The 25,215-nt window shown below is 61.9% G+C and carries 22 protein-coding genes; 13 read left to right on the top strand and 9 right to left on the bottom strand.

Annotated elements, in window-relative coordinates; all coding sequences use genetic code 11:
- Positions 1 to 52: 52 nt before the first annotated feature.
- Positions 53 to 694: a DUF1109 domain-containing protein gene (locus AC57B6_RS21395; RefSeq protein WP_496422055.1), complete on the top strand. Its 642-nt coding sequence runs from the start codon at positions 53 to 55 to the stop codon at positions 692 to 694.
- Positions 695 to 776: 82 nt separating this feature from the next.
- On the opposite strand, the gene AC57B6_RS21400 is transcribed toward AC57B6_RS21395, so the two are convergent.
- Positions 777 to 1,475 carry a FadR/GntR family transcriptional regulator gene (locus AC57B6_RS21400; protein ID WP_028194786.1) on the bottom strand — a complete coding sequence of 233 codons (699 nt, stop codon included), beginning with the start codon at positions 1,473 to 1,475 and terminating at the stop codon, positions 777 to 779.
- A gap of 559 nt (positions 1,476 to 2,034) precedes the next feature.
- Between AC57B6_RS21400 and AC57B6_RS21405 the strand changes: the two genes are divergently transcribed.
- From AC57B6_RS21405 to AC57B6_RS21425, 5 genes are all read left to right on the top strand, one after another.
- Entirely contained in the window at positions 2,035 to 3,543 is a 1,509-nt protein-coding gene (locus AC57B6_RS21405) for a sugar ABC transporter ATP-binding protein (protein WP_496422056.1), read from the top strand.
- Positions 3,540 to 4,556, top strand: coding sequence for an ABC transporter permease (locus AC57B6_RS21410; protein ID WP_028194788.1), 1,017 nt, complete (start codon positions 3,540 to 3,542; stop codon positions 4,554 to 4,556). Before AC57B6_RS21405 ends, AC57B6_RS21410 begins: the two co-directional genes overlap by 4 nt.
- A gap of 81 nt (positions 4,557 to 4,637) precedes the next feature.
- Positions 4,638 to 5,582, top strand: a complete 945-nt coding sequence (locus AC57B6_RS21415; RefSeq protein WP_028194789.1) for an ABC transporter substrate-binding protein — start codon at positions 4,638 to 4,640, stop codon at positions 5,580 to 5,582.
- A gap of 110 nt (positions 5,583 to 5,692) precedes the next feature.
- Positions 5,693 to 6,703: a zinc-binding alcohol dehydrogenase family protein gene (locus tag AC57B6_RS21420; protein ID WP_252890352.1), complete on the top strand. Its 1,011-nt coding sequence runs from the start codon at positions 5,693 to 5,695 to the stop codon at positions 6,701 to 6,703.
- Positions 6,704 to 6,705: 2 nt separating this feature from the next.
- A complete protein-coding gene (locus AC57B6_RS21425) occupies positions 6,706 to 7,896 on the top strand; it encodes a mannitol dehydrogenase family protein (RefSeq protein WP_496422057.1) in 1,191 nt (396 codons plus the stop codon).
- Between the two features lie 99 nt (positions 7,897 to 7,995).
- Here the strand turns inward: AC57B6_RS21425 and AC57B6_RS21430 are convergent, their stop codons facing one another.
- The gene (locus AC57B6_RS21430) at positions 7,996 to 8,889 is read right to left on the bottom strand and encodes a LysR family transcriptional regulator (protein ID WP_496422058.1); all 894 of its coding nucleotides are present in this window, start codon (positions 8,887 to 8,889) and stop codon (positions 7,996 to 7,998) included.
- A 199-nt stretch (positions 8,890 to 9,088) separates the two neighbouring features.
- Between AC57B6_RS21430 and AC57B6_RS21435 the strand changes: the two genes are divergently transcribed.
- Genes AC57B6_RS21435 through AC57B6_RS21445 form a run of 3 tightly spaced genes read left to right on the top strand, consistent with a single transcriptional unit; the run spans position 9,089 to position 12,644 of the window.
- A complete protein-coding gene (locus AC57B6_RS21435; protein ID WP_496422059.1) occupies positions 9,089 to 10,279 on the top strand; it encodes a YncE family protein in 1,191 nt (396 codons plus the stop codon).
- Positions 10,280 to 10,313: 34 nt separating this feature from the next.
- Positions 10,314 to 11,138, top strand: a complete 825-nt coding sequence (gene aroE / locus AC57B6_RS21440; protein ID WP_252890356.1) for a shikimate dehydrogenase — start codon at positions 10,314 to 10,316, stop codon at positions 11,136 to 11,138.
- A 15-nt stretch (positions 11,139 to 11,153) separates the two neighbouring features.
- Positions 11,154 to 12,644, top strand: coding sequence for an MFS transporter (locus AC57B6_RS21445; RefSeq protein ID WP_496422060.1), 1,491 nt, complete (start codon positions 11,154 to 11,156; stop codon positions 12,642 to 12,644).
- A 42-nt stretch (positions 12,645 to 12,686) separates the two neighbouring features.
- Here the strand turns inward: AC57B6_RS21445 and AC57B6_RS21450 are convergent, their stop codons facing one another.
- Positions 12,687 to 13,298 (bottom strand): NIPSNAP family protein, encoded by a 612-nt coding sequence (locus AC57B6_RS21450; protein ID WP_028645876.1) that lies wholly within the window; start codon positions 13,296 to 13,298, stop codon positions 12,687 to 12,689.
- 116 nt (positions 13,299 to 13,414) lie between these two features.
- On the opposite strand from AC57B6_RS21450, the gene AC57B6_RS21455 reads away from it, so the two are divergent.
- Positions 13,415 to 14,293 (top strand): LysR family transcriptional regulator, encoded by an 879-nt coding sequence (locus AC57B6_RS21455; RefSeq protein ID WP_281664353.1) that lies wholly within the window; start codon positions 13,415 to 13,417, stop codon positions 14,291 to 14,293.
- A 254-nt stretch (positions 14,294 to 14,547) separates the two neighbouring features.
- Here AC57B6_RS21455 and AC57B6_RS21460 read toward each other — a convergent pair whose 3' ends face one another.
- Positions 14,548 to 14,916 carry a cupin domain-containing protein gene (locus AC57B6_RS21460; protein WP_028194796.1) on the bottom strand — a complete coding sequence of 123 codons (369 nt, stop codon included), beginning with the start codon at positions 14,914 to 14,916 and terminating at the stop codon, positions 14,548 to 14,550.
- A gap of 42 nt (positions 14,917 to 14,958) precedes the next feature.
- The gene (locus tag AC57B6_RS21465; protein ID WP_496422061.1) at positions 14,959 to 16,260 is read right to left on the bottom strand and encodes an NAD(P)/FAD-dependent oxidoreductase; all 1,302 of its coding nucleotides are present in this window, start codon (positions 16,258 to 16,260) and stop codon (positions 14,959 to 14,961) included.
- A gap of 583 nt (positions 16,261 to 16,843) precedes the next feature.
- On the opposite strand from AC57B6_RS21465, the gene AC57B6_RS21470 reads away from it, so the two are divergent.
- Both AC57B6_RS21470 and AC57B6_RS21475 read left to right on the top strand, forming a co-directional pair.
- Complete coding sequence (locus AC57B6_RS21470; protein WP_028194798.1) at positions 16,844 to 17,122, top strand: DUF1488 family protein; 279 nt, start codon at positions 16,844 to 16,846, stop codon at positions 17,120 to 17,122.
- An 18-nt stretch (positions 17,123 to 17,140) separates the two neighbouring features.
- The gene (locus AC57B6_RS21475) at positions 17,141 to 17,932 is read left to right on the top strand and encodes a phosphate/phosphite/phosphonate ABC transporter substrate-binding protein (protein WP_028194799.1); all 792 of its coding nucleotides are present in this window, start codon (positions 17,141 to 17,143) and stop codon (positions 17,930 to 17,932) included.
- A 26-nt stretch (positions 17,933 to 17,958) separates the two neighbouring features.
- Here the strand turns inward: AC57B6_RS21475 and AC57B6_RS21480 are convergent, their stop codons facing one another.
- The 4 genes from AC57B6_RS21480 to AC57B6_RS21495 form a co-directional block, all read right to left on the bottom strand.
- Positions 17,959 to 19,992 (bottom strand): acetyl/propionyl/methylcrotonyl-CoA carboxylase subunit alpha, encoded by a 2,034-nt coding sequence (locus AC57B6_RS21480; protein WP_028194800.1) that lies wholly within the window; start codon positions 19,990 to 19,992, stop codon positions 17,959 to 17,961.
- A gap of 107 nt (positions 19,993 to 20,099) precedes the next feature.
- Positions 20,100 to 20,885 carry an enoyl-CoA hydratase/isomerase family protein gene (locus tag AC57B6_RS21485; RefSeq protein ID WP_496422062.1) on the bottom strand — a complete coding sequence of 262 codons (786 nt, stop codon included), beginning with the start codon at positions 20,883 to 20,885 and terminating at the stop codon, positions 20,100 to 20,102.
- 28 nt (positions 20,886 to 20,913) lie between these two features.
- The gene (locus AC57B6_RS21490) at positions 20,914 to 22,521 is read right to left on the bottom strand and encodes a carboxyl transferase domain-containing protein (protein WP_028194802.1); all 1,608 of its coding nucleotides are present in this window, start codon (positions 22,519 to 22,521) and stop codon (positions 20,914 to 20,916) included.
- Between the two features lie 128 nt (positions 22,522 to 22,649).
- Entirely contained in the window at positions 22,650 to 23,831 is a 1,182-nt protein-coding gene (locus AC57B6_RS21495; RefSeq protein ID WP_106356306.1) for an isovaleryl-CoA dehydrogenase, read from the bottom strand.
- Positions 23,832 to 24,128: 297 nt separating this feature from the next.
- Here AC57B6_RS21495 and AC57B6_RS21500 point away from each other — a divergent pair, with 297 nt between their 5' ends.
- Positions 24,129 to 24,860 carry a TetR/AcrR family transcriptional regulator gene (locus AC57B6_RS21500; protein ID WP_028645872.1) on the top strand — a complete coding sequence of 244 codons (732 nt, stop codon included), beginning with the start codon at positions 24,129 to 24,131 and terminating at the stop codon, positions 24,858 to 24,860.
- The last annotated feature ends 355 nt before the right edge of the window (positions 24,861 to 25,215 follow it).

A 25,215-nucleotide genomic window follows, 5' to 3' on the forward strand; every position in this document is an offset into this window, starting at 1 on the left:
ATCGCATCACGTATCCACTTTCAAAACGTTGCGACGTTTTCCGTTGGGCCACATGAGAACTTCAGATCTTATACTAAGGCTAACTAACAATCTGACACCGATCGAGTCGAATTTTGCTTCGAAGCGGCTCAATCGCGCGCTTAGCGTCGGCATGGCCAGCAGCGCGGCTTTGCTGGTAGTGCTTTATGGCATCCGCAGCGACATGCCGGAATTGATACTGACGACGATGTTCTGGGTACGCCTCGCGTTTCCGGTAACGACATTCATCGCTGCGATGAACCTCGCCGGACGGCTTGGGCGGCCCGGCGCACCCGTCAGGCTGGCATGGTTAGCGGTCACACTACCATTCATTATCATGTTGTTCGCTGCCACGTTCGTGGTATTCGCGACCCCGCCAGGCTATCGTCTGCAACTGATGTTAGGGACAACATGGCGTGTCACCACAGCGAATATCGTTCTGCTCTCTCTACCATCGCTTGCCGCAGTGATGCACGCCTTGAAGGGACTCGCGCCCATCCACCCTATGTTGTCAGGCACAGGCGCCGGACTGCTCGCTGGCGCGCAGGGTCTGCTTCTCTATTCGCTTTACTGTTCGGAGATGTCGGTACCGTTCTGGGGTATCTGGTACGTACTGGGCATCAGCATCACCGCCGGTATCGGTGCCCTGCTCGGTCCGCTCTATTTGAGGTGGTAGTCCGGGAAGAGCACGAGCACAATGCCCCCACGGGTTATCCGTATAAGGCTCTTCAAGCACGAGATGTGACGCACCGCGCGCATCACCCCGCCTCGGTCCATCGCATCTCCGATGCCCTGAGATGACTGCGCATTGCCGATTGAGCCGCGAGCGGGTCGCGCTCCTCAAGCGCGCGATAAATCGCTTCATGTTCCGCGAGCGCCGCCGCCCAGGTTTGCCCCGTTTCCGCGCGGCCGCTCAGACGCGCTGAAATCGGACTATGACGCTCGTCGAACAACTCGCTCACCATCCGGACCAGCACGAGATTGCCGGTCATCTCCGCGATACCCACATGGAACGCTCGATCGTGATCCAGCGGGGAACGCCCTGCGTTGATCTGCGCGCGCATCCCGTCGAGCGTCTCGCGCAGGCGGACCAATCGCTCGGGCGTAATCAGCGCGGCGGCCAGCACGATCAGCGAGCCCTCCAATACCGCCCGTGCCTGCATCAGCTCCGAAGGACTTTCGCCGAGGGCGGCGGTCGCATTCGGCGAACGCTCAGGTGTGCGGCACACGTAGACACCGGAACCCTGCCGAATCTCGACGGAGCCAGCAATCTCCAGTGCGATCAACGCTTCTCGCAATGAGGGCCGCGAAACACCCAGTTGCTGGGCGAGATCGCGCTCGGGGGGCAAACGCGAGCCCTGGGCGAAACCACCCGACTGAATGAGCGCCCGTATCTGGTCAGCGATGTGTTGGTAGAGACGTTTCGTCTCGACCTGTTTGAGTTGAGTGCTTGTCAAATGTCCTCCCTGTGAACCGTATGTTACCCGCTGCGCGAGCGATCGGCCCGCATTTTGGTCAGGCCAATTTACCGCAGCGAAAACTCGCTAGAGATTATAGGCTCCCGTCCGTACGGCCGCCAATTAGCCCTGATTCTGCACGGTTTACAGTCCAGATCTTGGCTTTGCCCGACACCGGCGTCGCCACCAAGACGGTCGATCCCATCCGTCGATCCAAAAAAGTGGCTTGACCAATTTTCACGATGTATCTATGATCAATTTGCCCCCACCGTTCGCTGCCGCAGCGGTTGCGGGTTCGATTCGCGAAGAACAAAACCACGTACCCGCCCGCCGGCGGCGTCACGAATTGGAGACAGCCTTGCTGGAATTCTCAACACGGCCCGCGCCGCGCCGCGCTCTTTCGGCACGCCCGCATTCTGGTCATGCCCGCCTCGCAGTCGCTCCGGGCGAACATCGGACGTCTGCCCTGTCCGCGCGTGTATCGACGTCCGAACCGGCAAACGCCCCGGCTGCCGATGCGCCCGCTCGCTCGTCACGGCCTGACGAGAACGGCGAGTTATTGCGACTCACGGGCGTGACCAAGCGCTTCCCGGGCGTAGTCGCACTCGACAGCGTCAGCTTCGACTTGCGGCGTGCCGAGGTGCACGCCGTATGCGGCGAAAACGGCGCGGGCAAATCGACGCTGATGAAAATCATCAGCGGCCAGTACGCGCCGGACGAGGGTTCCATCGTCTATAAGGGCAGGGAATGCCGTTTCGCTTCCTCGCTCGAAGCCCTGGCCGCGGGCATCGCCATCATTCACCAGGAGTTGAACCTGGTGCCGCACCTGTCAGTGGCGGAGAACATCTTTCTTGCCCGTGAACCGCGCCGCGGGGTGTTCGTCGACCGGGCGCGTCTGCGCGCCGATGCGCAGCGCTGCCTCGACCGGCTCGGCGTCGACATCGCGCCGGGAACGGTCGTGCGCACGCTCCCGGTCGCACAACGGCAAATGGTGGAAATTGCCAAGGCACTGTCGCTGGACGCCGAAGTGCTGATCATGGACGAGCCGACATCGTCGCTCACGGAAACGGAAACCAGCCAGCTCTTCAGGATCATTCACGAGCTGAAACGCGCCGGTGTCGGAATCATTTATATCTCGCACCGGCTCGATGAAATGACCGAGATCGTCGACCGCGTCACCGTCATGCGCGACGGACGCTATGTGTCGACAGACGTGTTTCGCGAGACCACCATCGACAAGGTCGTCGCCCGCATGGTCGGTCGCTCGCTCGAAGACAAGTTTCCGCCGCGCACGTCCGTGCCGACCGGGGAGGTCTTGCTGTCGGTCGATCAATTAACGCGCGCGAATGTCTTCGGACCCGTCAGCTTCGAATTGCGGCGCGGCGAAATTCTCGGTTTCGCCGGCTTGATGGGGGCGGGCCGTACCGAAGTGGCGCGCGCGATCTTCGGTGCCGACCTGCCCGACAGCGGCACGGTCAAACTAGGCAACGAGACCCTCGCGATCCGCTCGCCGATCGACGCGATCCGGCGCGGCATTGCATACCTGTCGGAAGACCGCAAAGCCAACGGCCTGTCGCTCAACATGCCCGTCGCCAGCAACATCACGCTGGCAAACATGGCTGCGGTGTCGAACCGGCTGGGCTTTATCCGCTTCGCAACCGAGGCCGCCGTTGCGAAGCGCTACGTGGACGCCCTCGCCATACGCACTCCGAGCGTCAGGCAGATCGCGCGCAACCTGTCGGGCGGCAACCAGCAGAAGGTCGTCATCAGCAAATGGCTGTTTCGCGACTCGCGCGTGCTGTTCTTCGACGAGCCCACCCGCGGCATCGACGTCGGCGCCAAATTCGCAATCTACGAACTGCTCGACAAGCTCGCGGCGCAAGGGATCGGCGTGGTCATGATCAGTTCGGAACTGCCCGAGATTCTCGGCATGACGGATCGCGTGGCCGTTTTCCACGAGGGCGAGCTCGTGACGATCCTCGAGACCCGCCAGACGACACAGGAAGAAATCATGCATTACGCCTCCGGACGCAGCGGCGCTTCGGACACCTCGGGAGCTTCGCAATGAGCACGCTTACACGTCCCAGCCCTTCGCTCGCCAGCGAACGGCGCAAGGATCTGATCCAGAAGTTTGCCGCCTTCGCCAGTCTGATTGTGATGATCCTGGTGTTCTCCTCCACCAGCGAAGCCTTCCATACCGTCGACAACGCGATGACCGTCGCGTTGCAGGTCACTTCGATCGCCTATCTTGGCGTCGCCGCGACCTGCGTGATCATCACCGGCGGCATCGACCTCTCGGTCGGTTCCGTGCTCGCGCTTGCCGGCGTGGTGGCGGCCCTCGCGGTGAAGGCCGGCATGCCGGTCACCGTAGGGATGCTGCTTGGCATCGTGGTCGGCGCCCTGTGCGGCGCGGTGAACGGTCTGTGCGTGACGCGCATGCGCCTGCCGCCGTTTATCGCCACCCTCGGCATGATGCTCGTGGCGCGTGGCCTCGCACTGCAAATCACCGGCGCACGCCCGGTGTCGGGGCTGGGTGAAGCCTTCGGCGTGCTTGGCAACGGCACGCTGTTCAGGATCGAGACGATTGGGGCGGACGGCTTTCCGGACGTGAAGTTTCCAGGCATCCCCTACCCCGTGCTGCTGATGATCGTGATCGCCATCGCCGTGTCGATCATGCTGAGCCGCACCACGCTCGGCCGGCATATTTATGCGGTGGGCTCGAACGCCGAAGCGGCCCGGCTGTCCGGCGTCAATGTGGCGCGCGTGACGATGTTCACCTATGTGCTCTCCGGTGCGCTTGCCGGCGTGACTGGCTGCGTGCTGATGTCACGGCTGCTCACCGCGCAGCCGAACGAAGGCGTGATGTACGAACTCGACGCGATCGCCAGCGCGGTGATCGGCGGCACCTCGCTGATGGGCGGCGTCGGCACGATTTCCGGCACCGCGATCGGCGCTTTCGTGATCGGCATTCTGCGCAACGGCTTGAACATGAATGGAGTATCCAGCTTCATTCAGCAAATCATCATCGGCCTGGTGATTCTGGGCACTGTCTGGATCGACCAGCTCCGCAATCGCCGGTGAAATCCATCGGCGCTTCAGACCGGCTGGTCCGCAGCGCCGAGAAGTCCATGTACGACAACAAATCCTCACAGGAGTAGAGACATGCGCACATTTCAACTAAGCCTGCTGGCCGCCACGCTGATGCTGGCGACCGGCCTTGCCCGCGCCGCCGGCGGCGAGATCGCGGTTATCGTGAAGACGTCGAGTTCGAACTACTGGCAGAACGTGCAGAAGGGCGCGAATGCCGCGATGGGTCAGCTCAAGGGCTACACGATGACCTTCCAGGGCCCGGCGGCGGAAACCGCCATTGCCGACGAAGTCAACATGGTCGAGAACGCGGTGAATCGCAAGGTGGCCGGCATCGTGCTGGCTCCGTCCGACCCCGACGCACTCGTGCCGGCCGTCAAGAAGGCGTGGGAAGCCCATATTCCGGTCGTCATCATCGACTCGGCGCTCTCCGATTCCGGCAAGCAGTATTACCAGTCGTTCCTTTCGACCGACAACAAGAAGGCCGGCGAACTCTGCGCGAAGGCGTTGATCGATCGTGTCGGCCAGACCGGCAAGGTCGCGATCATGTCCTACGTGGCCGGCGCGGGCTCGGAAATCGGCCGGGTCGGCGGGTTCCGCGATTATCTGAAGGCGCATTCGCAACTGCAGGTGGTGGGACCTTTCTATTCGAATTCGCAGATGGCGACGGCGCTCAATCAGACTACCGACACATTGACCGCCAACCCCGATCTGAAAGGCATCTTCGGCGCGAATGAGCCCACCGCGGTCGGCATGGGCCGCGCGCTCGAGCAGTCTGGCAAAGCCGGCAAAGTGGTCGCGATCGGCTTCGACGGCAATCAGGACCTGCAGGGGTTCGTCAAGGACGGCACGCTTGCCGCCACCGCCGTGCAGGGTTCATACCAGATGGGCGAGCTGGGCGTGAAAACGGTGGTCAATCTGATCGAGAAGAAGCCCGTGTCGAAGAACCTCGACACCGGCGTCGTGATGGTGACCAAAGACAACATCGACAAACCCGAAGCGAAGAACGTGCTGTATTGATCGTCCAGGCGGAACCGGGCGGCTCGATCGAATGCGCGCCCGGCTGCCGCGGCAAGATGTACCCGAACTAACGCTGCGCCGCTCGAACCGGCGACGAAATAAGGATTGCTATGCTAACCGTGATATGCGAGACGCCAGGAACGCTGAGCGCACAGGAAAGACCCAAACCCGAAACGGGAGAAAACGACGTGCTGTTGCGCGTCAAGCGTGTTGGCGTATGCGGGACGGACTTGCATATTTTCACGGGAAACCAGCCTTATCTGGCCTATCCGCGCGTGATGGGCCACGAGTTGTCCGGCATCGTCGAACAGGCGCCGCCGCGCAGCGGACTGGCAGCCGGCGACCAGGTCTTCGTGATGCCGTATCTGTCGTGCGGTCAATGCATCGCGTGCCGTCGCGGCAAAACCAATTGCTGCATGAATATCCAGGTGTTGGGCGTGCATCGAGACGGCGCGTTCACCGAGTACCTGAGCGTACCCGCGCAGTTCGTCCACAAGGCCGAAGGCATCACGCTCGATCAGGCGGCCATGGTCGAGTTCCTTGCAATCGGCGCGCATGCGGTCAGGCGCGGCGACGTGAAGCAGGGTGAACGCGTGCTCGTCGTCGGTGCGGGGCCGATCGGCATGGCGGTCCTGACCTTCTGCAGACTGCGCGGCGCGACGGTGACCGCCCTCGACACGCGTGCGGACCGGCTCGATTTCTGCGAGCAACATCTGGGCGCCGCCGCAGCGGTGCAGATTGGCGACGGCGATCACGCGCGATTGTCGGCGCTGACGGAGGGCGACTTCTTCGACGTGGTGTTCGACGCGACCGGCAACCCCAAGGCAATGGAGCGCGGCTTCCAATTCATCGCCCATGGCGGCCGGTATGTACTCGTTTCCATCGTGGCCGACACGATCAGTTTTTCCGACCCAGAATTCCATAAGCGCGAAGCCACCCTGCTCGGCAGCCGCAATGCGACGCTCGAGGACTTCGAAACGGTCATTGAGGCGATGCGCGCCGGCCATATCCCGGACCGTGCGCTGAACACGCACAGACTCGCGCTAGCCGATGTCCCTGCTCGCTTCGCAACACTGCTCGATCCTGCCGGCGGTGTCGTGAAGGCTATCGTGGAATGTTAGCGATGCGCCCTTCGCATGAGGAAGACCAGGCACCGGACGCACCGCTCACACAACCCATTCTGCAATTTGGCACGAGCCGTTTCCTGCAGGCGCATGTCGATCTGTTCGTCTCGGAGGCGCTCGAGTCCGGCCAACCAGGCGCGGCGCCAGGCGGCATTACCGTGGTTCAGACCACAGAAAACGCCGACAGCGCCGCGCGCATCGCCGCGCTCGCGAACGGCAGCGGCTATCCGGTCCACGTACGCGGACTGCACGCGGGTCGACTGATTGACGCGACGCTGACCGGGCGCGCGATACGCCAGGCCGTGCACGTCCGCAAGGATTGGGCTCTGCTGCGCGAGGCGATCTCCGGTCCTGTACAGATCATTATTTCGAACACGGGAGACCAGGGCTATCGACTCGACGAACGCGACAACGCTCGCGCTTTCGCTGACCCGAGCCGCGTACCGCACAGCTTCCCCGCCAGACTGCTGTCCCTCTTGCACACGCGTTGGCAAAACCGGCCCGACGCACCGCTATCGCTGTTTCCTTGCGAGCTGATCGAGAAAAACGGTGAAGTGTTAAGAGGCATTGCCGCGGAATTGGCGTTGCAATGGCACATGCCCGACGACTTTATCCGCTATCTGACGGAACATTGCGTATGGGCCAATTCGCTGGTCGACCGGATCGTGTCGGAGCCGATCCGGCCCGTGGGCGCGATAGCCGAACCATATGCATTGTGGGCGATAGAAAAGCAGCCGCGACTGCAGGTGCCCTGCGTCCATCCTTCGATCGTCCTCACTGACAATCTTCACCATTTCGAGCGACGCAAGCTGTTCCTGCTGAATCTCGGGCATACCTTTCTCGCCGAGCGCTGGTTACGCGACGCTCGGGCGGCTGAAGAGACGGTCTGCGGTGCGATGAACGACCCTGCCCTGCGCGCGGAACTGGAGAAGGTCTGGCAACAGGAGGTCTTGCCGGTATTCGATCTCCTCGGTGAGGGGGATGATGCGCTGGCCTACGTCGCACAGGTTCGCGAACGCTTGCTCAATCCCTTTCTGGCGCACCGCCTTGCCGATATTGCACAGAACCATGCGCAGAAGAAGCAGCGTCGGGTCGTCCCATTGTTGGCGTTGGCGGCCTCACTGACGCGAGCTAACGGCACGATAGTCGATCAACCACTTCTTACAGAAATGATGGCTGGCGACATCTGACACGATGGCACTGTCACGTTGCAGCGACGGCCGGGCAACATCGGGTGATGAAGAAAGCGAACTCGCTTTGCCAAGGTCGTCGTTTTTCGGCGACGATCATCAGTTATCCGATGCATCTCCGACGCTTTGCATCATCACTTCGAAGAGCACACGTTTCGCCGCGCTATCGAGCCGCGTGTACGCAAGACCGATGCCGGTACGGTGACCAGGAAGATCGAGCGGACGCGCGGCGACCTTGGGCGGCAAAGCCAGCGCCGCAGCAGCCGGAATAACGCCGATGCCGAGTCCCGCCGCCACCAGCGCCAGCATGGTCGGGAATTCGCCCAACTCCTGGGCGATGTCGAGCACCGCGCCCTGCTGTGTCAGCGCGACCAGCATCTCGTCGTAAAAACCGGGCGCGTATCGCCGCGAGAGCACGAAAGCGGGCGAGCCGCTTAGATCGGTCGGATGAATCAAGGGCTTCGCGGCTAGCGCGTGATCTTCAGGCACCGCCACCACGAACGATTCCTCGAGCACAATGCGCGTTTCGAGTCCTGCGCCGCTCACGGGCATGCGTATCAGGCCGAAGTCGAGCTTGTTGCCGTGCAAGGCGGCGATCTGCTCCGGCGTCGTCATGTCCTTCAACTCCAGCGTAATGAGCGGATAGCGTGCGTGCATGCTGCGGATCAGATCAGGCAGCAGTTTCGGCAGGACCGACGACACGAACGCAATGCGCAGCACGCCAATCTCCCCACGCGCGGAAAGCCTCGCGGTCTGCTCCGCGCGCATCGCCTGATGAAGCGTGGCGCGCGCTTCGGGCAGAAAGAGCCGCCCGGTGTCGCTCAACGCAACGTTATGCCGGTCGCGCTCGAAGAGCCGCACCTCCAGTTCCTCTTCCAGTGCCTTGATCTGCATGCTCAGCGCGGGCTGCACGATACATAGACGCTGCGCCGCGCGGCCGAAATGCAGCTCTTCAGCCAGTGCCACGAACGCGCGCAGGTGCTTCAATTCCATGGTGTCTCTCCGCAAGCGGTCGCTTGTTATCACGAATCATGATAACAACGTCACGAAAGACTATTGGCGCGTTTGCTGCACTTGCGTTGAACTTGTGGGCATTCAAGGTTACGGGCTGCCTCACTGGGCACGCAGTGCAGTCCGGTAAACGCCGGCCAGCACGGCAATACGCCACAAACAAAAGATCGGAGACATCGACATGCACTCATTCATCGCGAGCCGGACGCGCGGCGCGCAAACGCTCGCCGGTTTGACAATCGCATTCGCGGCATGCGCCGCACATGCCGCGGACTGGATCGTCTCGGGCAATGACGGCAAGTATCAGCGTGTCGAAGGGCGCGATACCTACCCGGCCAATGCTCAACCCGACACGCTCACGCTTCTCGACGCCAGCCGCTTTCCCCCGCAGGTCAAGCTTCAGGTAGAGGTGGAGAACGGTATTCAGGGACCGCCGCAGGCGGTCGCGGTCACGCCAGACGCCGCCGTGGCGCTGGTCGGCGCGCCTACCCGCTATGGCCACGCCGCCAATAAGCTGCTGATGGATTCCTTTGTCCAGGTCGTCGATCTGCACGCGTCGCCGCCCGCTGTTAGCCGACTCGAGATCGGCAGCCATCCGCAGGGCATCGCCATCGACCGCAGCGGAAAACTTGCGCTCGTCGCGTGCGTCGACGGTAGCGTGGTGGTGCTCGGCATAGACGGAAACCGCGTGACGCTGGCGGATACGCTGAAGATCGGCCAGAAGCGTCTGGCCGGCGTGAGCTTCACACACGACGCGAGGCATGCGCTGGTTGCACTGCGCGACGAGCAAGGCGTCGCCGTGCTGAATGTTGCGGACGGCCATGTCACCGACAGCGGCGTACGTCTGTCGAGTGGCGTGGCGCCCTACACCGTCGACGTATCGAGCGACGGTAAATGGGCCGTCGTGAGCGACGTCGGTCTCGCCGGCCTGCCCGGCTACGCGGGCACGCTCGCGGGCGACGCCGACGCGATCACGCTCATCGACGTGTCGCACGAACCGTTCCGCGCGGTGCAGCACTTCGCGGTGCCGTCGCTGCCCGAGGGCGTGGCGATCTCGCCCGACGGCAAGTGGATCGGCGTACAGGCCATGGACGGCTCGAACCTGACGCCGGACAACCCCGGACGCCATGCGCGCGGCAAGGTGCTTCTGTTCGCGATCCGCAACGGCCAGGCCGTAAAGATGTCCGAGGCGCCGGGTGGCGAAGCTGCGCAGGGCATCGTGTTTACCGCCGACAGCAAGCATCTGATCGTGCAGTTCAACGTCGAGAAGCAGCTCGCCATGTTTGCGGTGAACGGCGGCCATCTGCAGGACACCGGGCAGCGCATTGCGCTGACGGGCGGCCCTTCGTCGCTTCGTACGACCCCGCGCTGACCATCGTCAACTGAACACAACAGGGAAATAGCCCATGCGCTTCATGCCTCACTCGATTCCGACGCTATGCGGCTCGCTCGCCGGCCAGCCATTCACGTTCAACGTCAAGGTGCACAACGCGGCTTATCAGGCGCTCGGCGTCGACTATACATTTGTGAGCTTCGGTATAGAGGATGTCGCCGGTGCGATCAACGCGATGCGCACGCTCGGCATTCGCGGCCTGAATGTGACGATGCCGCACAAACAGGCCGTCATTCCCTACCTCGACGCGCTCGACGAAACGGCGAGCGAAATCGGCGCCGTGAATACGATCGACAACCGCGACGGCCACTTGACCGGCTACAACACCGACTGCACAGGCGCGGTGCGCGCGCTCGAAGAAGTAACCTTGCTACCGGGCCGCCGCATCGCGCTGCTCGGCGCGGGCGGCGCGGCGCGCGCAATCGCCTGGGGCGTACGGCGCGCCGGTGCGGAGATCACGGTATTCAACCGCACCGCGTCGCGTGGAGAAGAACTCGCCCACCACTTCGGCCTTGCTTTCGGCGGCGATCTGAACGATTTCGATGCGGCCGGGTTCGACGGCGTGGTCAATGCAACAGCCGCCGGCTTCCGCGCGCCCGACGTCAATCCGCTGAAGCCCGAACAACTTGCGGCGCATCTGTTCATCATGGATGCGGCGTTTATCCCCGTGCGCACCAAGCTGATTCGCGACGCCGCTGAGCTTGGATGCCGCGTCGTCGATGGCACGCGGATGCTGCTGCATCAATTCTGCGGTCAGATCGAGCTTTACACGGGCAAGCCCGCGCCGCTCGATACGATGAGCACGGCCTTGCTCGACGAGATTGCACGCGTCGGCTAGAGGAGCATTCGGGTCATGAGTGACCGGATGGCATTCCCGATTGGAGGAGACGACAAGATGAAAAACCAGCAAACCGTTGCAATGGACCCACGCAGTCCAGGTCATACCACCGGCGCGCGCGCCAATGGCGGCAAGCACGAGGTCACAAACGCCGACCTGTATCGTGCCGCATGGGCTGCGTCGCTCGGCAGCGCTCTGGAATATTATGACTTCGCGCTGTACAACCTCGCGTCGGCGCTGATCTTCGGGCCGCTCTTCTTTCCGTCCAGCACGCCGGCCATCGGACTGATCGCGAGCTTCGGCGCGTACTTTCTCGGCTTCGCCATCCGGCCGGTGGGCGGCATCATCTTCGGCACGCTCGGCGACCGTTACGGACGCAGGTTCGTTCTGATGGCGACGATCCTTTTGATGGGCATCGCCAGCACGCTCATCGGCGTTTTGCCCACCTATGCGTCCGCTGGCATCTGGGCGCCGATCCTGCTCGTGGGGTGCCGCTTGCTGCAGGGACTGGGCGCCGGCGCCGAACAGGCAGGCGCCGCCGTGTTGATGGCGGAGTACGCGCCGGCCAAACGGCGCGGCTATTTCGCCGCGTTGCCGTTCATGGGCGTGTTGCTCGGCACCGTGATGGCGGCTGCGATCTACTTCGCGCTGGTCCGCGTCGAAGACCTTTCGCAAAGCTGGCTGTGGCGCGTACCGTTCCTGCTGAGCGCTGTGATCATTGCGGTGGCGATCTGGATCCGGCTGAAGCTCAAGGAGTCGCCGTCGTTTGCCAAACTCGAAGCGCGAAGCGAGGTCAACGAGAATCCGTTGAAGCACCTCATGCGGCATTCGAAACCGACGCTCCTCAAAGTCATCGGCATGCGCATGGCCGAGAACGGCGGTTCGTCGATCTATCAATCACTCGCTATCAGCTACATCGCGACCGCGACCGGCCTCAAAGGCCAGATCGGCCCGATCGCCCTGCTGCTCGCCGGCGCCTCGGGGGCGATCATCATTCCGCTGGCCGGCATGGCGAGCGACCGGTTCGGACGCATCGCCGTCTATCGCGCCTTCGCTTTTTATCAATTGCTGCTGGCCTATCCGACCTGGTGGGTGCTGAGCCTCGGCAACGCTACGGCAAGCATTGCGATGTTATGCGTCGCGCTGGCCGGCGTCTGGGGCATGTTCGCGACGCAGGGTGCGTTGCTGCCGGAGCTCTTTGGCGCGCAGCATCGCTATGCCGGCGTGGCGGTGGGACGCGAAGTGTCGGCCGTCATCGCAGGCGGCGTGGCGCCGCTCGTCGGCGCATCCATCATCGCCTGGGCGACGGTGCATTGGGGTGGACACGAAGGGACGCTTCTGGCGTGGATTCCGCTTGCCAGCTACGTCGCGATTCTTAGTTTGATCGGCGTGGTAACGACCTATTTCACACCGGAAACACGCGGGCGTGATCTCGATGATCTACGCGACGCTGCTGACGCACCAGTGAACGGTTTTGCCGCAGCAAAGCTCGCCGAAGAAAATTGATCGATACGAGCGCTACGGCGCGGGATCGCAACAGAATCCATGTCACCGCAGTGGCGAATTGATCGTCGGTATCCAGATCGTGGACGTCGCCTCATAGAAATTCTCGGGGCCGCCTACGGGTGGCCAGATTCCATCGGCGAAAGACTTTGCACGTATCGCGATGCGTTCATCCAGGCTTTCCCAGGGCCATATGTGCGTGATGCGCGGCACGCCGTCAAGCGCGTACATATTGACGGTCAGAGGGGAGCGTTTTGACCGCTCAGGCATCGCGGCCTGCCACGCCGCCATAGTAGGCACGAGTCCGCCTGGTCTTAGCCAGTAGGTGCGGAACTCGTAGTACCTGCCGAACGAACCCGGTTCGACGGGAGGAAGGAAAGGAAAGCCGGCGTAGCTCTCCATCTCGATCGTACAGGTGCTGCCTGCCGCTCCGAACGGGTTCGCGTGATGTAACGCACGCGTTCTTTCCTGAGACAATTCCTCGGCATCGGCGAACCCTCGCAGAATGCGCACGCTCCCTAGCCGCCCGTTTTCCGAGGTCCATGCGCCGAGCCGGCAACCTGTGGTTTCGGGATGATTGAGGTAGGCTTCCGCGTTCGCGATCACCTCCGGCAGCTTCAGAATATGCGACGACAAGGTAACCAGTTCGTAGAGCATGTCAGATTCTCCTAAGTCCGTGAACGGTCTTCAGTCGACCGCCACAAACGAGACTAGACTTACCGTGGTCGCCTGGGAATTCCTCATCGGTTCACAAACTCTGTTAAAAAATCGCTATGTTCGACTGGCAAGATTTGCAGTACTTTCTGGTACTTGCGGACACCGGGACGCTCTCGGGCGCGGCAAGCAAACTGTCAGTCGAACACGCCACCGTGGGGCGGCGTGTAACGTCTCTGGAGTCGGCGCTCGGACTGAAACTGATTCACCGGCTCCCCCGCAGCACCCGTTTGACCGAGGACGGAAAGGCCATCGCCATGCTCGCCCGATCCATGGCCCAAGGCGCCGGGACAATTGAAACATACGCGCTGCGGGCGTCGTCCACGCTGTCCGGCACGGTCCGTATCAGCGTGCCGCCTACAGTGGGTAACTATTGCATCGCACCGCACATACGCACGTTCCGTGAATCGCATCCGGCCTTGAAGATCGTGATGGAGGGATCGCCCGACATAGCACCACTGGACCGAGGCGTCGCGGATATTGCTGTTCGCATGGTCAAGCCCGAGGAAGGCAGTCTCGTTGCACGGCGCATAGGCACAATCCGGTTTGGTCTATATGCCAGCCGTGCCTATGCGGCTCGCCCTTCCGCGCAATGGGAGTTCATCGTCTATGACTCGTCGCTGGATCATGTGAAACATCAAAAGTGGCTGCGCAAAAATATCGACGAGCGGCCCATCGTATTCGAAGCGAGCGATGCGACCGGGCAGCAGATGGCCGCGCGCAACGGCGTGGGTGTTGCACTTCTGCCCACGATGATCGGCGACAACGACGCTGAACTGGTCAGACTGGACATTGGATCCGAGCCGCCCGAAACCGGGCTCTGGCTGGTGACCTACCCCGACCTGCGCCGTACGCCTGCGATCAAGGCTGTTATGGAATTCCTGGTCCACCACATCGGTCGAGAAACCCATTACGCCGATAAGGACGCCCGCAAATAGATCGCCGTCAACTGTGGCAGAAATGCGCCCCAGCGAGCCCCAGCGCGAAAATGTCATGCGTCTGTCGCAAAAGATGTTCGCGCTAGCATCGGCAACAGTGGCACGTGAGCGGATTCAGCCCTTGCGCGATGTCTGCGAAGGCAATTCGCCGAAGAGTCGCCGGTATTCACGGGCAAAGTAACTGGCATCGTTCGACCGAACCGGCGCCCGACACGCGCGGCTCGGTACCATGGCGCCGGTATGGCGCGCGGCGTTCAGACGAATGCGAGGTAATGCTTCACGAAGCCGTCCGAGACCACTTCCCAGACCGTCGACGTCCCCTTCGCAACGAACCACGAATCGCCAGCCTTGAAGCTACGGGTTTCGCCCGTCGACTCGTCTGTAATGCGGACCTCGCCCTCGACCACCGTCGCCTGCTCCGAGAACGGGTAAACGAGCCGGAACTTGCCCTTGGTGGTTCCGAAATACGCCGCCGAAACAGGATCAGTCGGCGCCCCGTGCGTCATTCTGCCGAACGCCGCGACATCGCCCCCTTCGAGGATTTGGCCGCCGAGGTCGCTCAGTTTTCCCCAGGCGTCGAGTTCGGAAATCTTGATGCCGTGTTGAATCGCGGTAAGACTCACGTATTGGTACTCCTTATCAATCAGTTAGCGAATTAGAAGAAATCAACGCCGGCCATGCCAGTAGCCCGACGTCTGGTGCATCACTTTACCGAGCGAGACCAGGAACGCTCGATATTGATCCTTGCCCCGGATGCTCCCCCGCGGAATCGAACTCAACAGACGGTAGCGATCCGAGCCGTCCAGAATGCCCTCTGCCAGAATCTTGCAGATGATCTGGCTGGGCGTGACGCCGAATCCACAATAGCCTTGCACAAAGAACGCGTTGGGCCGGTCCGGCAGCGTGCCAATCTGCGGAAAAAGATTGAGCGTGGTGGCCATCGGGCCGCCCCAGGCCAGGTCGATCTTGACGTCCTTAAGATAGGGAAAGACTTCGAGCATTAGCCGCCGGTTCCACTCTTTCAGGTCACTCGGCATATGCTCGATGAGCGCCGTGGACGAGCCGAACAACAAACGATTCTCGTTCGTCACGCGATAGTAATTAATGACCGGCCGGATATCGCTGTACGCACCGCGAATCGGACTGATACGTTCGATCAGCTCGTCGCTCAACGGCTCCGTCATGGAGTTGAACGCGTAGACATTGATCGTGCTTCTGTGCAGTTCCGGCTCGAGTCCGTTGATGAAGCCATCGCATGCCCAGACGATCTTGCTGGCCCTGACGCTGCCCTTCGCGGTGCGCACATGAACCATGTCGCCGTAGGTGATCTGGAGTGCCGGGCTGTACTCGAAGATACGCACGCCGTAAATTTCCGCTACCGCCTTCGTTTCGCCGAGCAGCAGGTTCAACGAATGCACGTGCCCGCCGCCCATATGCAGCAGGCCTGCGTGATAGACATCCGATCCGATGATCTGTTTGACGTCGGCACCTTCCACGTAGCGGATTTCGTGCTGGCTGCCGAGCGACTTGAAGTCCTTTTCCCAACTGCGCAGCGTTTTCGCCTGGCGGGCGTTGTAGGCCAGATACCCGTAACCACTGCAAAAGTCGGCGTCGATGTTGTATCGCTCGATGCGTTCGCGCATGATCTGCGGGCCGAGATCGCTGAGTGCGAAAATGGTACGCAGTCCCTCTTCACCGACATCCTTCTTGATCGCATCGAGGTCATGGCCGATTCCCGCCATTACCTGGCCGCCGTTGCGACCGCTTCCACCGAAACCCAGGTAGCGGGCCTCGAGTACGACGGTGTTTGTCACGCCGTTCTCAGCCAGTTCGAGCGCGGTATGAATGCCCGAAAAGCCCCCTCCAATGATGACCACATCGGCCTGGATATCCTCCTCCAGCGACGGGAAGCTCAGCTCGTATTTTTTCGTGGCCGTGTAGTACGTAGCGGTTTCGTCAATGTGCATCGTATTTCCTGCTGGCGCGTTGCATCATCAAAGCGCGCAAAATTAATCGATCGGAGCACCAGGTCGCGTACCCTCGTCTGGCCGGGAGCGGACTCGCCGTGCCTAATGCCGGTTTAATGCTGTACATCGAGCTGCGCCGCCGGTACCTGCGGTTGCCCGGCCTGCATTGCGAGGCGGTCTGCACGATGCGATTTACTTTAAGCGCCCAGAAAGGCGACCGTTAGCGCATATCGGCAACGCGTGACGCGCCACCGTGTGCACGACCGGCCCAGCGCAGGGCCCGCGCAGCAACATGCCGTCGAGACACAATGTGGGAAGCAAAAAATGAAGAGCGGCAGCACAAAGCGGCAATCCGCGAGGAACGCGGGTTAAACCAGGGTTTGTGCGGAGAGGTCGCGGTGATGCGAAAGCCCGCTGAGTTCTGGTGTATATACGTGCACGAGCCGGGAAACCCCATTCGGCTCAAGGTGTCTCGCGACCTGGTACTCGCCGTGCCCTTTTACCCTCAAATGCCGGTTTTCCCACAGACCGGAAGCTCACGCCCTGTCACCGTGATGACTCGGGCAGGTGGCGGGAGATGGCGATGTCGGTATATGTCGATGAAGGATTCAGGCCCTGTGTCACAGAATGCGCGACCGTCGCGTTCCGGGTCTGTTTTGACGATCGGGTGCGGATCTTCGAGGTCAGCGCCGAGGCACTGATGACCTATTGTGGCGCAGCAAGCAAGCGGCGCCGCGATTTGCTTGTTGCGTTCGAGGCCGCGCAACTCGAGATACTGAAAGTGGTGGAGTGTAAATGGCCATTCAAACAGAGCGAGCCCGTGCGCCTGGGGCTCGACGAATTCCGAATGGTCAGACATTAGATATGCCAGAATTGCGTCATGACCTGGATCGCCGCCCTGCCGATGTACAACGTGACGCCCGCGCTCGCGACTGCGTGGCGCGATTGGCTGGGCGACGTCTTAAGCAGGGTGAAGCCGGCCTGCCGCATCGTCGAGCCCGACGAGGAGTTGCACGGCTTCTGGCGGCGCCCTAACGTACTGCTCTCGCAAACCTGCGGCTATCCCCTGATGCATGGATTGAACGAGCAGGTTCAACTAGTCGCCACGCCGCAATTCGATGCGCCGGGCTGCGAAGGCGCGGATTATTCGAGCGTACTGGTCACGCGGGTCGATGCGCCGTTCGATTCGCTCGCGGCGTGCCGCGGCGCACGGGCGGCCTACAATCAGGACGATTCGAATAGCGGCATGAATGTATTTCGCCACGCGGTGGCGCCGCTTGCCCGCAACGGCGCATTTTTCAGTGCTGTCCTGCGCACCGGTTCGCATCTCGGATCATTGCGCGCGGTCGTGGAAAATCGCGCGGACATCGCCGCGATCGACTGCGTGACATTCGCGTTTGTCTGCGATGAGCTGCCGGAACTGGCGCAACGGGTTCGGCAAATCGGCATGACGGCGGCGTCGCCGGGCTTGCCTTTGATCGCCTCCGGCAACGTGCCGTCCGCAACGATCGAGACGCTGCGCGAGGCCCTGAGCGAAGCACACCGCACTCAGCCCGAGCGCGCCAAACGCTTGCGTTTGAAGGGCTTTTCCACGTTGCCGCTGACGGATTACGAACGGATCGAGCAACTCGAAAACGAAGCGCGCGCTAACGGTTACGTGCGCCTCGTTTAAGCCTTCTGCGCCTCCGGGCTGGATTACTAGCTTACGTCCAGCACCAGAAGCTGCGCCCCATCGGCGACCTGATCGCCGACCGCATACAGCACTTCCGACACCGTGCCTGCCGCCGGCGCACCGATGGTGTGCTCCATCTTCATCGCTTCCATCACGATCAGCGGCGTGCCCTTCTCCACCACCGTGCCTGGTTCGACCAGCACCGCGATCACCTTACCCGGCATCGGCGCGGTCAAACGGCCTTCGCCGCCTTCGGCATCCGCGGCATGCGCGAGCAGGTTCTGCCACTCGAAGGCCAGCGCCTCGCCGAGGCAGAACACGTGGAACGTGTCGGCGTCGATGAAAACGCGCCCTGTCACCCGCGCGTCGCCAATCGTCGCACGGTATTCGTGCTCGCCTGTGCCGCCCGACCACGTGAAGTTCTCGCGCACACCATCGTGTTCGAGCGTTTGCGTGGCGCCGTCGCGGGCAAACGTGACCGTGAAGACGCTGTCGCTTTCGTTTGCGCTGCGGTTGCTGTCAATGTCGCGCCAGCCTAGCGTCTGCGTGTAGCCGCTGTTCAGGCGCCAGTGCGATAGCGCATCCCACGGCGACGCGCCATGCGCGCTGCCGCCTTCGCGCGTCAGCAACGCGGCGCAGGCGAGCGCCAGGGCCTCCTTGAAAGGCTTCCTGGCCGGCGCGAACAAGGCATCGTGATGACGTTCGATCAAACCCGTATCGAGATCGCCCGTTGCAAACGGTTCGCTCGTGACGATACGTTGCAGGAATTCGACGTTGGTATGCGGCCCCACCACTTCGCAGGCCCGGAGCGCGCGATTCAGCCGCGCGAGCGCTTCTTCACGCGTCGCGCCGTGAACGATCAGCTTGGCGATCATCGGATCGTAGAACGGCGTGATCGTATCGCCTTCACGCACGCCGCTGTCGATGCGAACCGAGGCTTTGCGGCCCGGCTCACCGATCGAAAATTCGACGCCTTCCGGCATGCGCAGATGCTTGAGCGTACCCGTCGACGGCAGGAAACCGCGTGCCGGGTGCTCGGCGTAAATACGCGCTTCGATCGCGTGCCCGTCGACTTTCAGTTGTTCCTGCGAGAGCGGCAGCGGTTCGTCGGCGGCAACGCGCAGTTGCCATTCCACCAGGTCCTGCCCCGTCACCATTTCCGTGACCGGATGCTCGACCTGCAGACGCGTGTTCATCTCCATGAAGTAGAAATCGCCGGTGCCGGTCATGATGAACTCGACCGTCCCCGCCCCGACGTAATTCACCGCGCGCGCGGCGGCCACGGCCGCCTCGCCCATCTCGCGTTTGATCTCCGCCGACAAACCCGGCGCCGGCGCTTCCTCGAGCACCTTCTGGTGACGCCGCTGCACCGAGCAATCGCGGTCGAACAGATACACCGCGCCGCCGTGACGGTCCGCGAAGACCTGCACTTCCACGTGACGTGGCCGCGTCAGATATTTTTCGATCAGCACGCGATCGTTGCCGAAGCTGCTGGCCGCTTCGCGCTTGCACGATGCCAGCGCCGCCGCGAAATCCTCAGTGCGTTCGACGACCCGCATACCTTTACCGCCACCACCCGCGCTCGCCTTCAGCAAGACCGGATAGCCGATCGCATCGGCTTCGCGATGCAGCAGTTGCGCATCCTGATCGTCGCCGTGATAGCCCGGCACGAGCGGCACGGCAGCCGCATGCATCAGCGCTTTCGCGGCCGCCTTCGAGCCCATCGCGGCGATCGCTTCGACCGGCGGTCCGATGAAGACGATGCCGGCCGCTTCGCAGGCATGCGCAAAGTCTTCGTTTTCCGACAGGAAGCCATAGCCCGGATGCACCGCCTGTGCGCCAGTGGCGCGCGCGGCTTCGATGATGCGTTCGACCCGCAGATAGCTTTCCGCCGCGGTCGATCCGCCGATGTGCACCGCCTCGTCACAGGCGGCCACGTGTTTCGCGTTGGCGTCCGCATCGGAATACACGGCCACGCTCGCGATGCCGAGCCGCTTGCAGGTCGCGGCGACGCGGCATGCAATCTCGCCGCGGTTGGCAATCAGGATCTTGTTGAACATGAGGTGTCTCGGTGATTGTCCCGAAGTGTCCCGACGTGTCCCGTCGGGGGCCGGGGTGTTCTGGTGGAGGCCTGCCTGAGCCTCGGAATAGGTGCCTTCGCGATGCTTCAACTGCGCCAGGACGGCGTACGCTTCTCAAGGAACGATGCAACGCCTTCGCGGCCTTCCGCCCCGGCGCGCGTACGCGCAATGCGCGCCGCCGTGTCTTCGATCATCGCGTCGTTCAACTCGTGCCCGGCGATGTCCTGCACCAGCTGCTTGCAGGCACGCACCGCTTGCGGACCGTTTGCGCAAAGCGTTTGCGCGATCTGCTGCACGGTAGTGTCGAGTTGCTCCGCGCTCACCACTTCGCTGACGAGACCGAGGCGATACGCCGTCGCGCAATCGAACTGCTCGGCGGTGGTGAAGTAGCGGCGCGACGCCTGCTCGCCCAGCGCGCGGATCACGTACGGTGCGATGGTCGCCGGGATCAGGCCAAGACGCGCTTCCGAGAGGCAAAAACGTGCGCTCTCTACCGCGACGACGATATCGCACGCCGAGATCAAACCCATGCCGCCCGCGTACGCGTCGCCGTTCACGCGCGCGATCACAGGTTTGCTGCAGCGATAGATCGACGCCAGCATGTTGGCGAGCAGCATCGCGTCGGCGCGGTTCTCCGCGTCCGAGTAAGCGGCCATCTTCTTCATCCAGTTCAGGTCGGCGCCCGCACAGAACGCCTTGCCGTGCGCGGCGAGCACCACCGCGCGGACGTCGTCGCGAGCATCGAGCGCCGTGAAGGCCGACGTCACCTCGGCGATCATGGTTTCGTTGAACGCATTGCGGACGTCAGGCCGATTCAACGTAACCGTGGCGATCTGCCCGGCGAAACCGAGATTCAGCGTTTCGTATTGCATCGTTGCAGCTCCTGCGCGTAGCGTTTGGTCACATTCTGAACACGCCGAAACGCGTGTCTTCGATCGGCGCGTTCATCGTCGCGGAGAGGCCCAGACCGAGCACGTCGCGCGTTTGCGCCGGATCGATCACGCCGTCGTCCCACAGACGCGCGCTTGCATAGTACGGGTGGCCCTGGTGTTCGTATTGATCGCGAATCGGCTGCTTGAACGCCTCTTCTTCCTCGGCGCTCCACGAACCGCCCTTGCCTTCGATGCCGTCACGCTTGACCGTAGCCAGCACCGACGCCGCCTGCTCGCCGCCCATCACCGAAATGCGCGCGTTCGGCCACATCCACAGGAAACGCGGCGAATACGCACGGCCGCACATGCCGTAGTTGCCGGCGCCGAACGACCCGCCGATGATCACCGTGAACTTCGGCACCTTCGCCGTAGCTACCGCTGTCACCATCTTCGCGCCGTTACGTGCGATGCCTTCGTTTTCGTACTTGCGCCCGACCATGAAGCCCGTGATGTTCTGCAGGAACACCAGCGGAATCTTGCGCTGGCAGCATAGCTCGATGAAGTGCGCGCCCTTGAGCGCCGACTCCGAAAAAAGAATGCCGTTGTTCGCGATGATGCCGACCGGATGCCCCCAGATATGCGCAAAGCCGCAGACGAGCGTGGTGCCGTAACGGGCCTTGAATTCGTCGAAAGCCGAATCGTCGACGATGCGCGCAATCACTTCGCGAATATCGAACGGCTTGCGCGTGTCGACGGGAATCACGCCGTACATGCTCTTGACGTCATAACGCGGTGGCTTCGGCTCCTGCAACGCCACCGGCACCTGCTTCGTGCGATTCAGATTGCCGACGATGCTGCGCGCAATGCCCAGCGCATGCGCATCGTTCTGCGCGAGATGATCGACCACGCCCGAAAGCCGCGTGTGCACGTCACCGCCGCCCAGGTCTTCCGCGCTCACTACTTCGCCGGTTGCGGCTTTGACCAGCGGCGGGCCGCCCAGAAAAATCGTCCCCTGATTCTTGACGATGATCGACTCGTCGCTCATGGCGGGAACATACGCGCCGCCCGCCGTGCACGAACCCATCACGACGGCGATTTGCGGAATGCCCGCCGCGGACAGATTCGCCTGGTTGAAGAAGATGCGGCCGAAGTGATCGCGATCGGGGAACACGTCGTCCTGATTCGGCAGATTCGCCCCGCCCGAGTCGACCAGGTAGACACATGGCAAATGGTTTTCGGCGGCGATCTCCTGGGCCCGCACGTGCTTTTTCACGGTGATGGGATAGTACGTGCCGCCTTTGACGGTTGCGTCATTGCAGACGATCACGCACTCCTGCCCCGCGATACGGCCGATGCCCGTGATAACGCCCGCGCCGGGCGCGTCGTTGTGGTACATGCCATAGGCCGCAAGTTGCGAGAACTCGAGGAACGGCGTACCCGGATCGAGCAGTTTCTCGATCCGGTCGCGCGGCAGCAGTTTGCCGCGGCCCGTATGTTTGTCGCGCGCAGCTTGCCCGCCGCCCAGTGCGAGTTTCTCGATCTTCGCGCGAAGATCGGCGACCAGCGCTTCGAGCGCCGCCGCATTGGCGCGGAAGTCGTCCGAGCGCGGGTTCAGCTTTGATTCGATGATCGGCATTGCGTGGCTTCTCCGGTGTCGACCACAGTTAGCGCGTTGACCAGAGTTGACGCATTAGCGCCGACTCTGGTCGCAAAGCGCTTACGCTGCTCCTATAGCGCTGACTCTGGTCCCATGCAAAATTTGGTTCAAGCCGTCTCGGCAAACAGTTCACGGCCAATCAGCATGCGGCGGATTTCGCTCGTGCCCGCGCCGATTTCATAGAGCTTGGCATCGCGCCATAGACGGCCGACCGGGTACTCGTTGATATAGCCATTGCCGCCGAGAATCTGGATCGCCTCACCGGCCATCCACGTCGCCTTTTCAGCGGTGTAGAGAATCACGCCCGCGCAATCTTTGCGCACCTGGCGCACGTGTTCCTTGCCGAGCGTATCGAGTTGACGGCCGACTGCGTAGAGATACGCGCGGCACGCTTGCAGCGTGGTGTACAGATCGGCGACCTTGCCTTGAATGAGCTGGAATTCGCCGATCGGCTGACCAAACTGCTTGCGATCGTGGATGTACGGCACGACTGCGTCCATGACCGCGACCATGATGCCGGTCGGACCACCGGCGAGCACCGCGCGCTCATAATCGAGGCCGCTCATCAACACCTTCACGCCGCCGTTCAACTGGCCGAGAATATTTTCTTCCGGCACTTCGACGTCCTGAAACACCAGTTCGCCGGTGTGCGACCCACGCATGCCAAGCTTGTCGAGCTTTTGCGCGACCGAGAAGCCCTTCATGCCCTTCTCGACGATAAACGCGGTGATGCCGCGCGAATTCGCTTCAGGATCGGTCTTCGCGTAGACGACCAGCGTGTCGCAATCCGGGCCATTGGTGATCCACATCTTGGTGCCGTTCAGCACATAGTGGTCGCCCTTCTTGTCCGCGCGCAGTTTCATGCTGACAACGTCCGAGCCCGCGTTCGGCTCGCTCATGGCGAGTGCACCGACGTGCTCGCCGGACACCAGTTTGGGCAGATACTTTTCCTTTTGCGCCGTCGTGCCGTTGCGATGAATCTGGTTGACGCACAGATTCGAGTGAGCGCCATACGAGAGTCCGACCGATGCCGACGCGCGCGAGATTTCTTCCATCGCGATCATGTGCGCCGTGTAGCCCATATTCGCGCCACCGTATTCCTCCGAGACCGTCATGCCGAGCACGCCCAGATCGCCGAATTTGCGCCACAGGTCCATGGGGAACTGATCCGTGCGATCGATTTCCGCGGCACGCGGGGCGATTTCTTTGGCGGCGAAGCCTGCAATGCTGTCACGCAGCATTTCGATTTCTTCGCCGAGCGGGAATTGCAAACCGGGCAGGTTGCTCATTGCGGTGTCTCCAGAGTTCGTTGGCGGCCGCTCAGCCTGGGTAGGCGCGGCTGGTCCGAGTGCGGCTCAGCGGACGGCGGCGGCCTTCTGGGCGTTCTGCGCTGCCAGCACCGTCCTGCACGAGGCGCGAAATGTTCAAGCCGCATTTCACGCTAGATTTACGTAAGCGTCAATAGGTATTTTGAGTAACACTCAGAAACTGGCCTGCCCGCATTCTCTGGTCTTGTGGCGAGGCTATAGCGTGATAATATTGTCGCTACCGGGGCTATCTGCCCCACAAAACTGAACTTAACTCATATGACGGTTGCCTTGAAGGCCGAGTTACCTGCCTCGCGCCGCCAACCGGCCGGGCGCAAGTCGCAGCAGCGCGTGAAGGAGATTCTGGAGGCGGGACGCGACGTCTTCTCCGAGAAGGGTTACGAGCGCGCGACGACGGCGGAGATTGCGCAGCGCCTGGGCATTTCCGAGGCGACTGTCTTCAGTTATTTCCGCGGCAAGCGCGAGTTATGCGCGCGGGTGATCGGCGATTGGTACGACGAGATCATTGAAGCGATCGAATCCGGGTTGCCGCGTGACGGCACGGTGCGGCAGCAGTTTGCATTTATTGTGCGCACGCATTTGCGGCTGATGCTGGTTAATGGCACTGATCTGTGCGCCCTGGTGTTGTCCGAGGGCCGGGCCCGGCATCATGAGTTGAGTGAGGCGCTGACCGAATTGCAGCGGCGCTACACGGCGCCGTTGATGCGGGTGCTGGCACGAGGCCAGGAGACTGGGCAGATCCGCGCCGACATGCCACTGAGGCTGCTCCGGTCGATGGTGTTCGGGCCGATGGAACATGTGCTTTGGGATGCCACTTTGGCGAATCGGCATATTGATATTGACGCTACCGCGGATCAGTTGATCGATGTTTTGTGGGCGGCGTTAATGCCGGTGGATTTGGCTGTCAGTGCGTTGCAGCAGTTCAGGGCTGACGTGGCTGAGGCGAATCGGCGGTTTGATGAGGCCGCTCGCGCGGCGGGTGGGGTGTAGGGGGTGGTTTTTTGCCTGTTCGGCGGGTTTGTTTTTTGGTCTTGCTCTTTGGCCTTTCCTTGATTTGTTAGTGGTCCGTTCTGTTGTTGGTCTTTTGGCCTTTCCTTGTTGTGTCAGTGGTCCATTCTGTTGTTGGCCTTTTGGCCTTTCCTTGGTTTGTTAGTGGTCTGTTTGGGTTGGTCTTTTGGCCTTTCCTTGCTTTGTTAGTGGTCTATTAGCGTTGCCCCTGTGCGGGAACCTGTCCGCATTTTTGTGTGCGAGGCGGTTAGCGGAGTTACCCGCGTGCGTTGGTAAAACGCTCTCCAAACAGAATCGCGAACTGGTTCATGGCTGAGGACCAGTCGAATGCCGCCCG

The organism is Paraburkholderia sp. BGA-UO-ETr-F12, from assembly GCF_059567945.1.

Coding starts and splice junctions, on each gene's coding strand:
- AC57B6_RS21500 (WP_028645872.1), top strand. CDS start 24,129: ATGACGGTTGCCTTGAAGGCCGAGTTACCTGCCTCGCGCCGCCAACCG.
- AC57B6_RS21490 (WP_028194802.1), bottom strand. CDS start 22,521: ATGCCGATCATCGAATCAAAGCTGAACCCGCGCTCGGACGACTTCCGC.
- AC57B6_RS21415 (WP_028194789.1), top strand. CDS start 4,638: ATGCGCACATTTCAACTAAGCCTGCTGGCCGCCACGCTGATGCTGGCG.
- AC57B6_RS21435 (WP_496422059.1), top strand. CDS start 9,089: ATGCACTCATTCATCGCGAGCCGGACGCGCGGCGCGCAAACGCTCGCC.
- AC57B6_RS21395 (WP_496422055.1), top strand. CDS start 53: ATGAGAACTTCAGATCTTATACTAAGGCTAACTAACAATCTGACACCG.
- AC57B6_RS21450 (WP_028645876.1), bottom strand. CDS start 13,298: ATGCTCTACGAACTGGTTACCTTGTCGTCGCATATTCTGAAGCTGCCG.
- AC57B6_RS21485 (WP_496422062.1), bottom strand. CDS start 20,885: ATGCAATACGAAACGCTGAATCTCGGTTTCGCCGGGCAGATCGCCACG.
- AC57B6_RS21425 (WP_496422057.1), top strand. CDS start 6,706: ATGCGCCCTTCGCATGAGGAAGACCAGGCACCGGACGCACCGCTCACA.
- aroE (WP_252890356.1), top strand. CDS start 10,314: ATGCGCTTCATGCCTCACTCGATTCCGACGCTATGCGGCTCGCTCGCC.
- AC57B6_RS21480 (WP_028194800.1), bottom strand. CDS start 19,992: ATGTTCAACAAGATCCTGATTGCCAACCGCGGCGAGATTGCATGCCGC.
- AC57B6_RS21495 (WP_106356306.1), bottom strand. CDS start 23,831: ATGAGCAACCTGCCCGGTTTGCAATTCCCGCTCGGCGAAGAAATCGAA.
- AC57B6_RS21465 (WP_496422061.1), bottom strand. CDS start 16,260: ATGCACATTGACGAAACCGCTACGTACTACACGGCCACGAAAAAATAC.
- AC57B6_RS21430 (WP_496422058.1), bottom strand. CDS start 8,889: ATGGAATTGAAGCACCTGCGCGCGTTCGTGGCACTGGCTGAAGAGCTG.
- AC57B6_RS21410 (WP_028194788.1), top strand. CDS start 3,540: ATGAGCACGCTTACACGTCCCAGCCCTTCGCTCGCCAGCGAACGGCGC.
- AC57B6_RS21445 (WP_496422060.1), top strand. CDS start 11,154: ATGAGTGACCGGATGGCATTCCCGATTGGAGGAGACGACAAGATGAAA.
- AC57B6_RS21475 (WP_028194799.1), top strand. CDS start 17,141: ATGACCTGGATCGCCGCCCTGCCGATGTACAACGTGACGCCCGCGCTC.
- AC57B6_RS21470 (WP_028194798.1), top strand. CDS start 16,844: ATGTCGGTATATGTCGATGAAGGATTCAGGCCCTGTGTCACAGAATGC.
- AC57B6_RS21420 (WP_252890352.1), top strand. CDS start 5,693: ATGCTAACCGTGATATGCGAGACGCCAGGAACGCTGAGCGCACAGGAA.
- AC57B6_RS21455 (WP_281664353.1), top strand. CDS start 13,415: ATGTTCGACTGGCAAGATTTGCAGTACTTTCTGGTACTTGCGGACACC.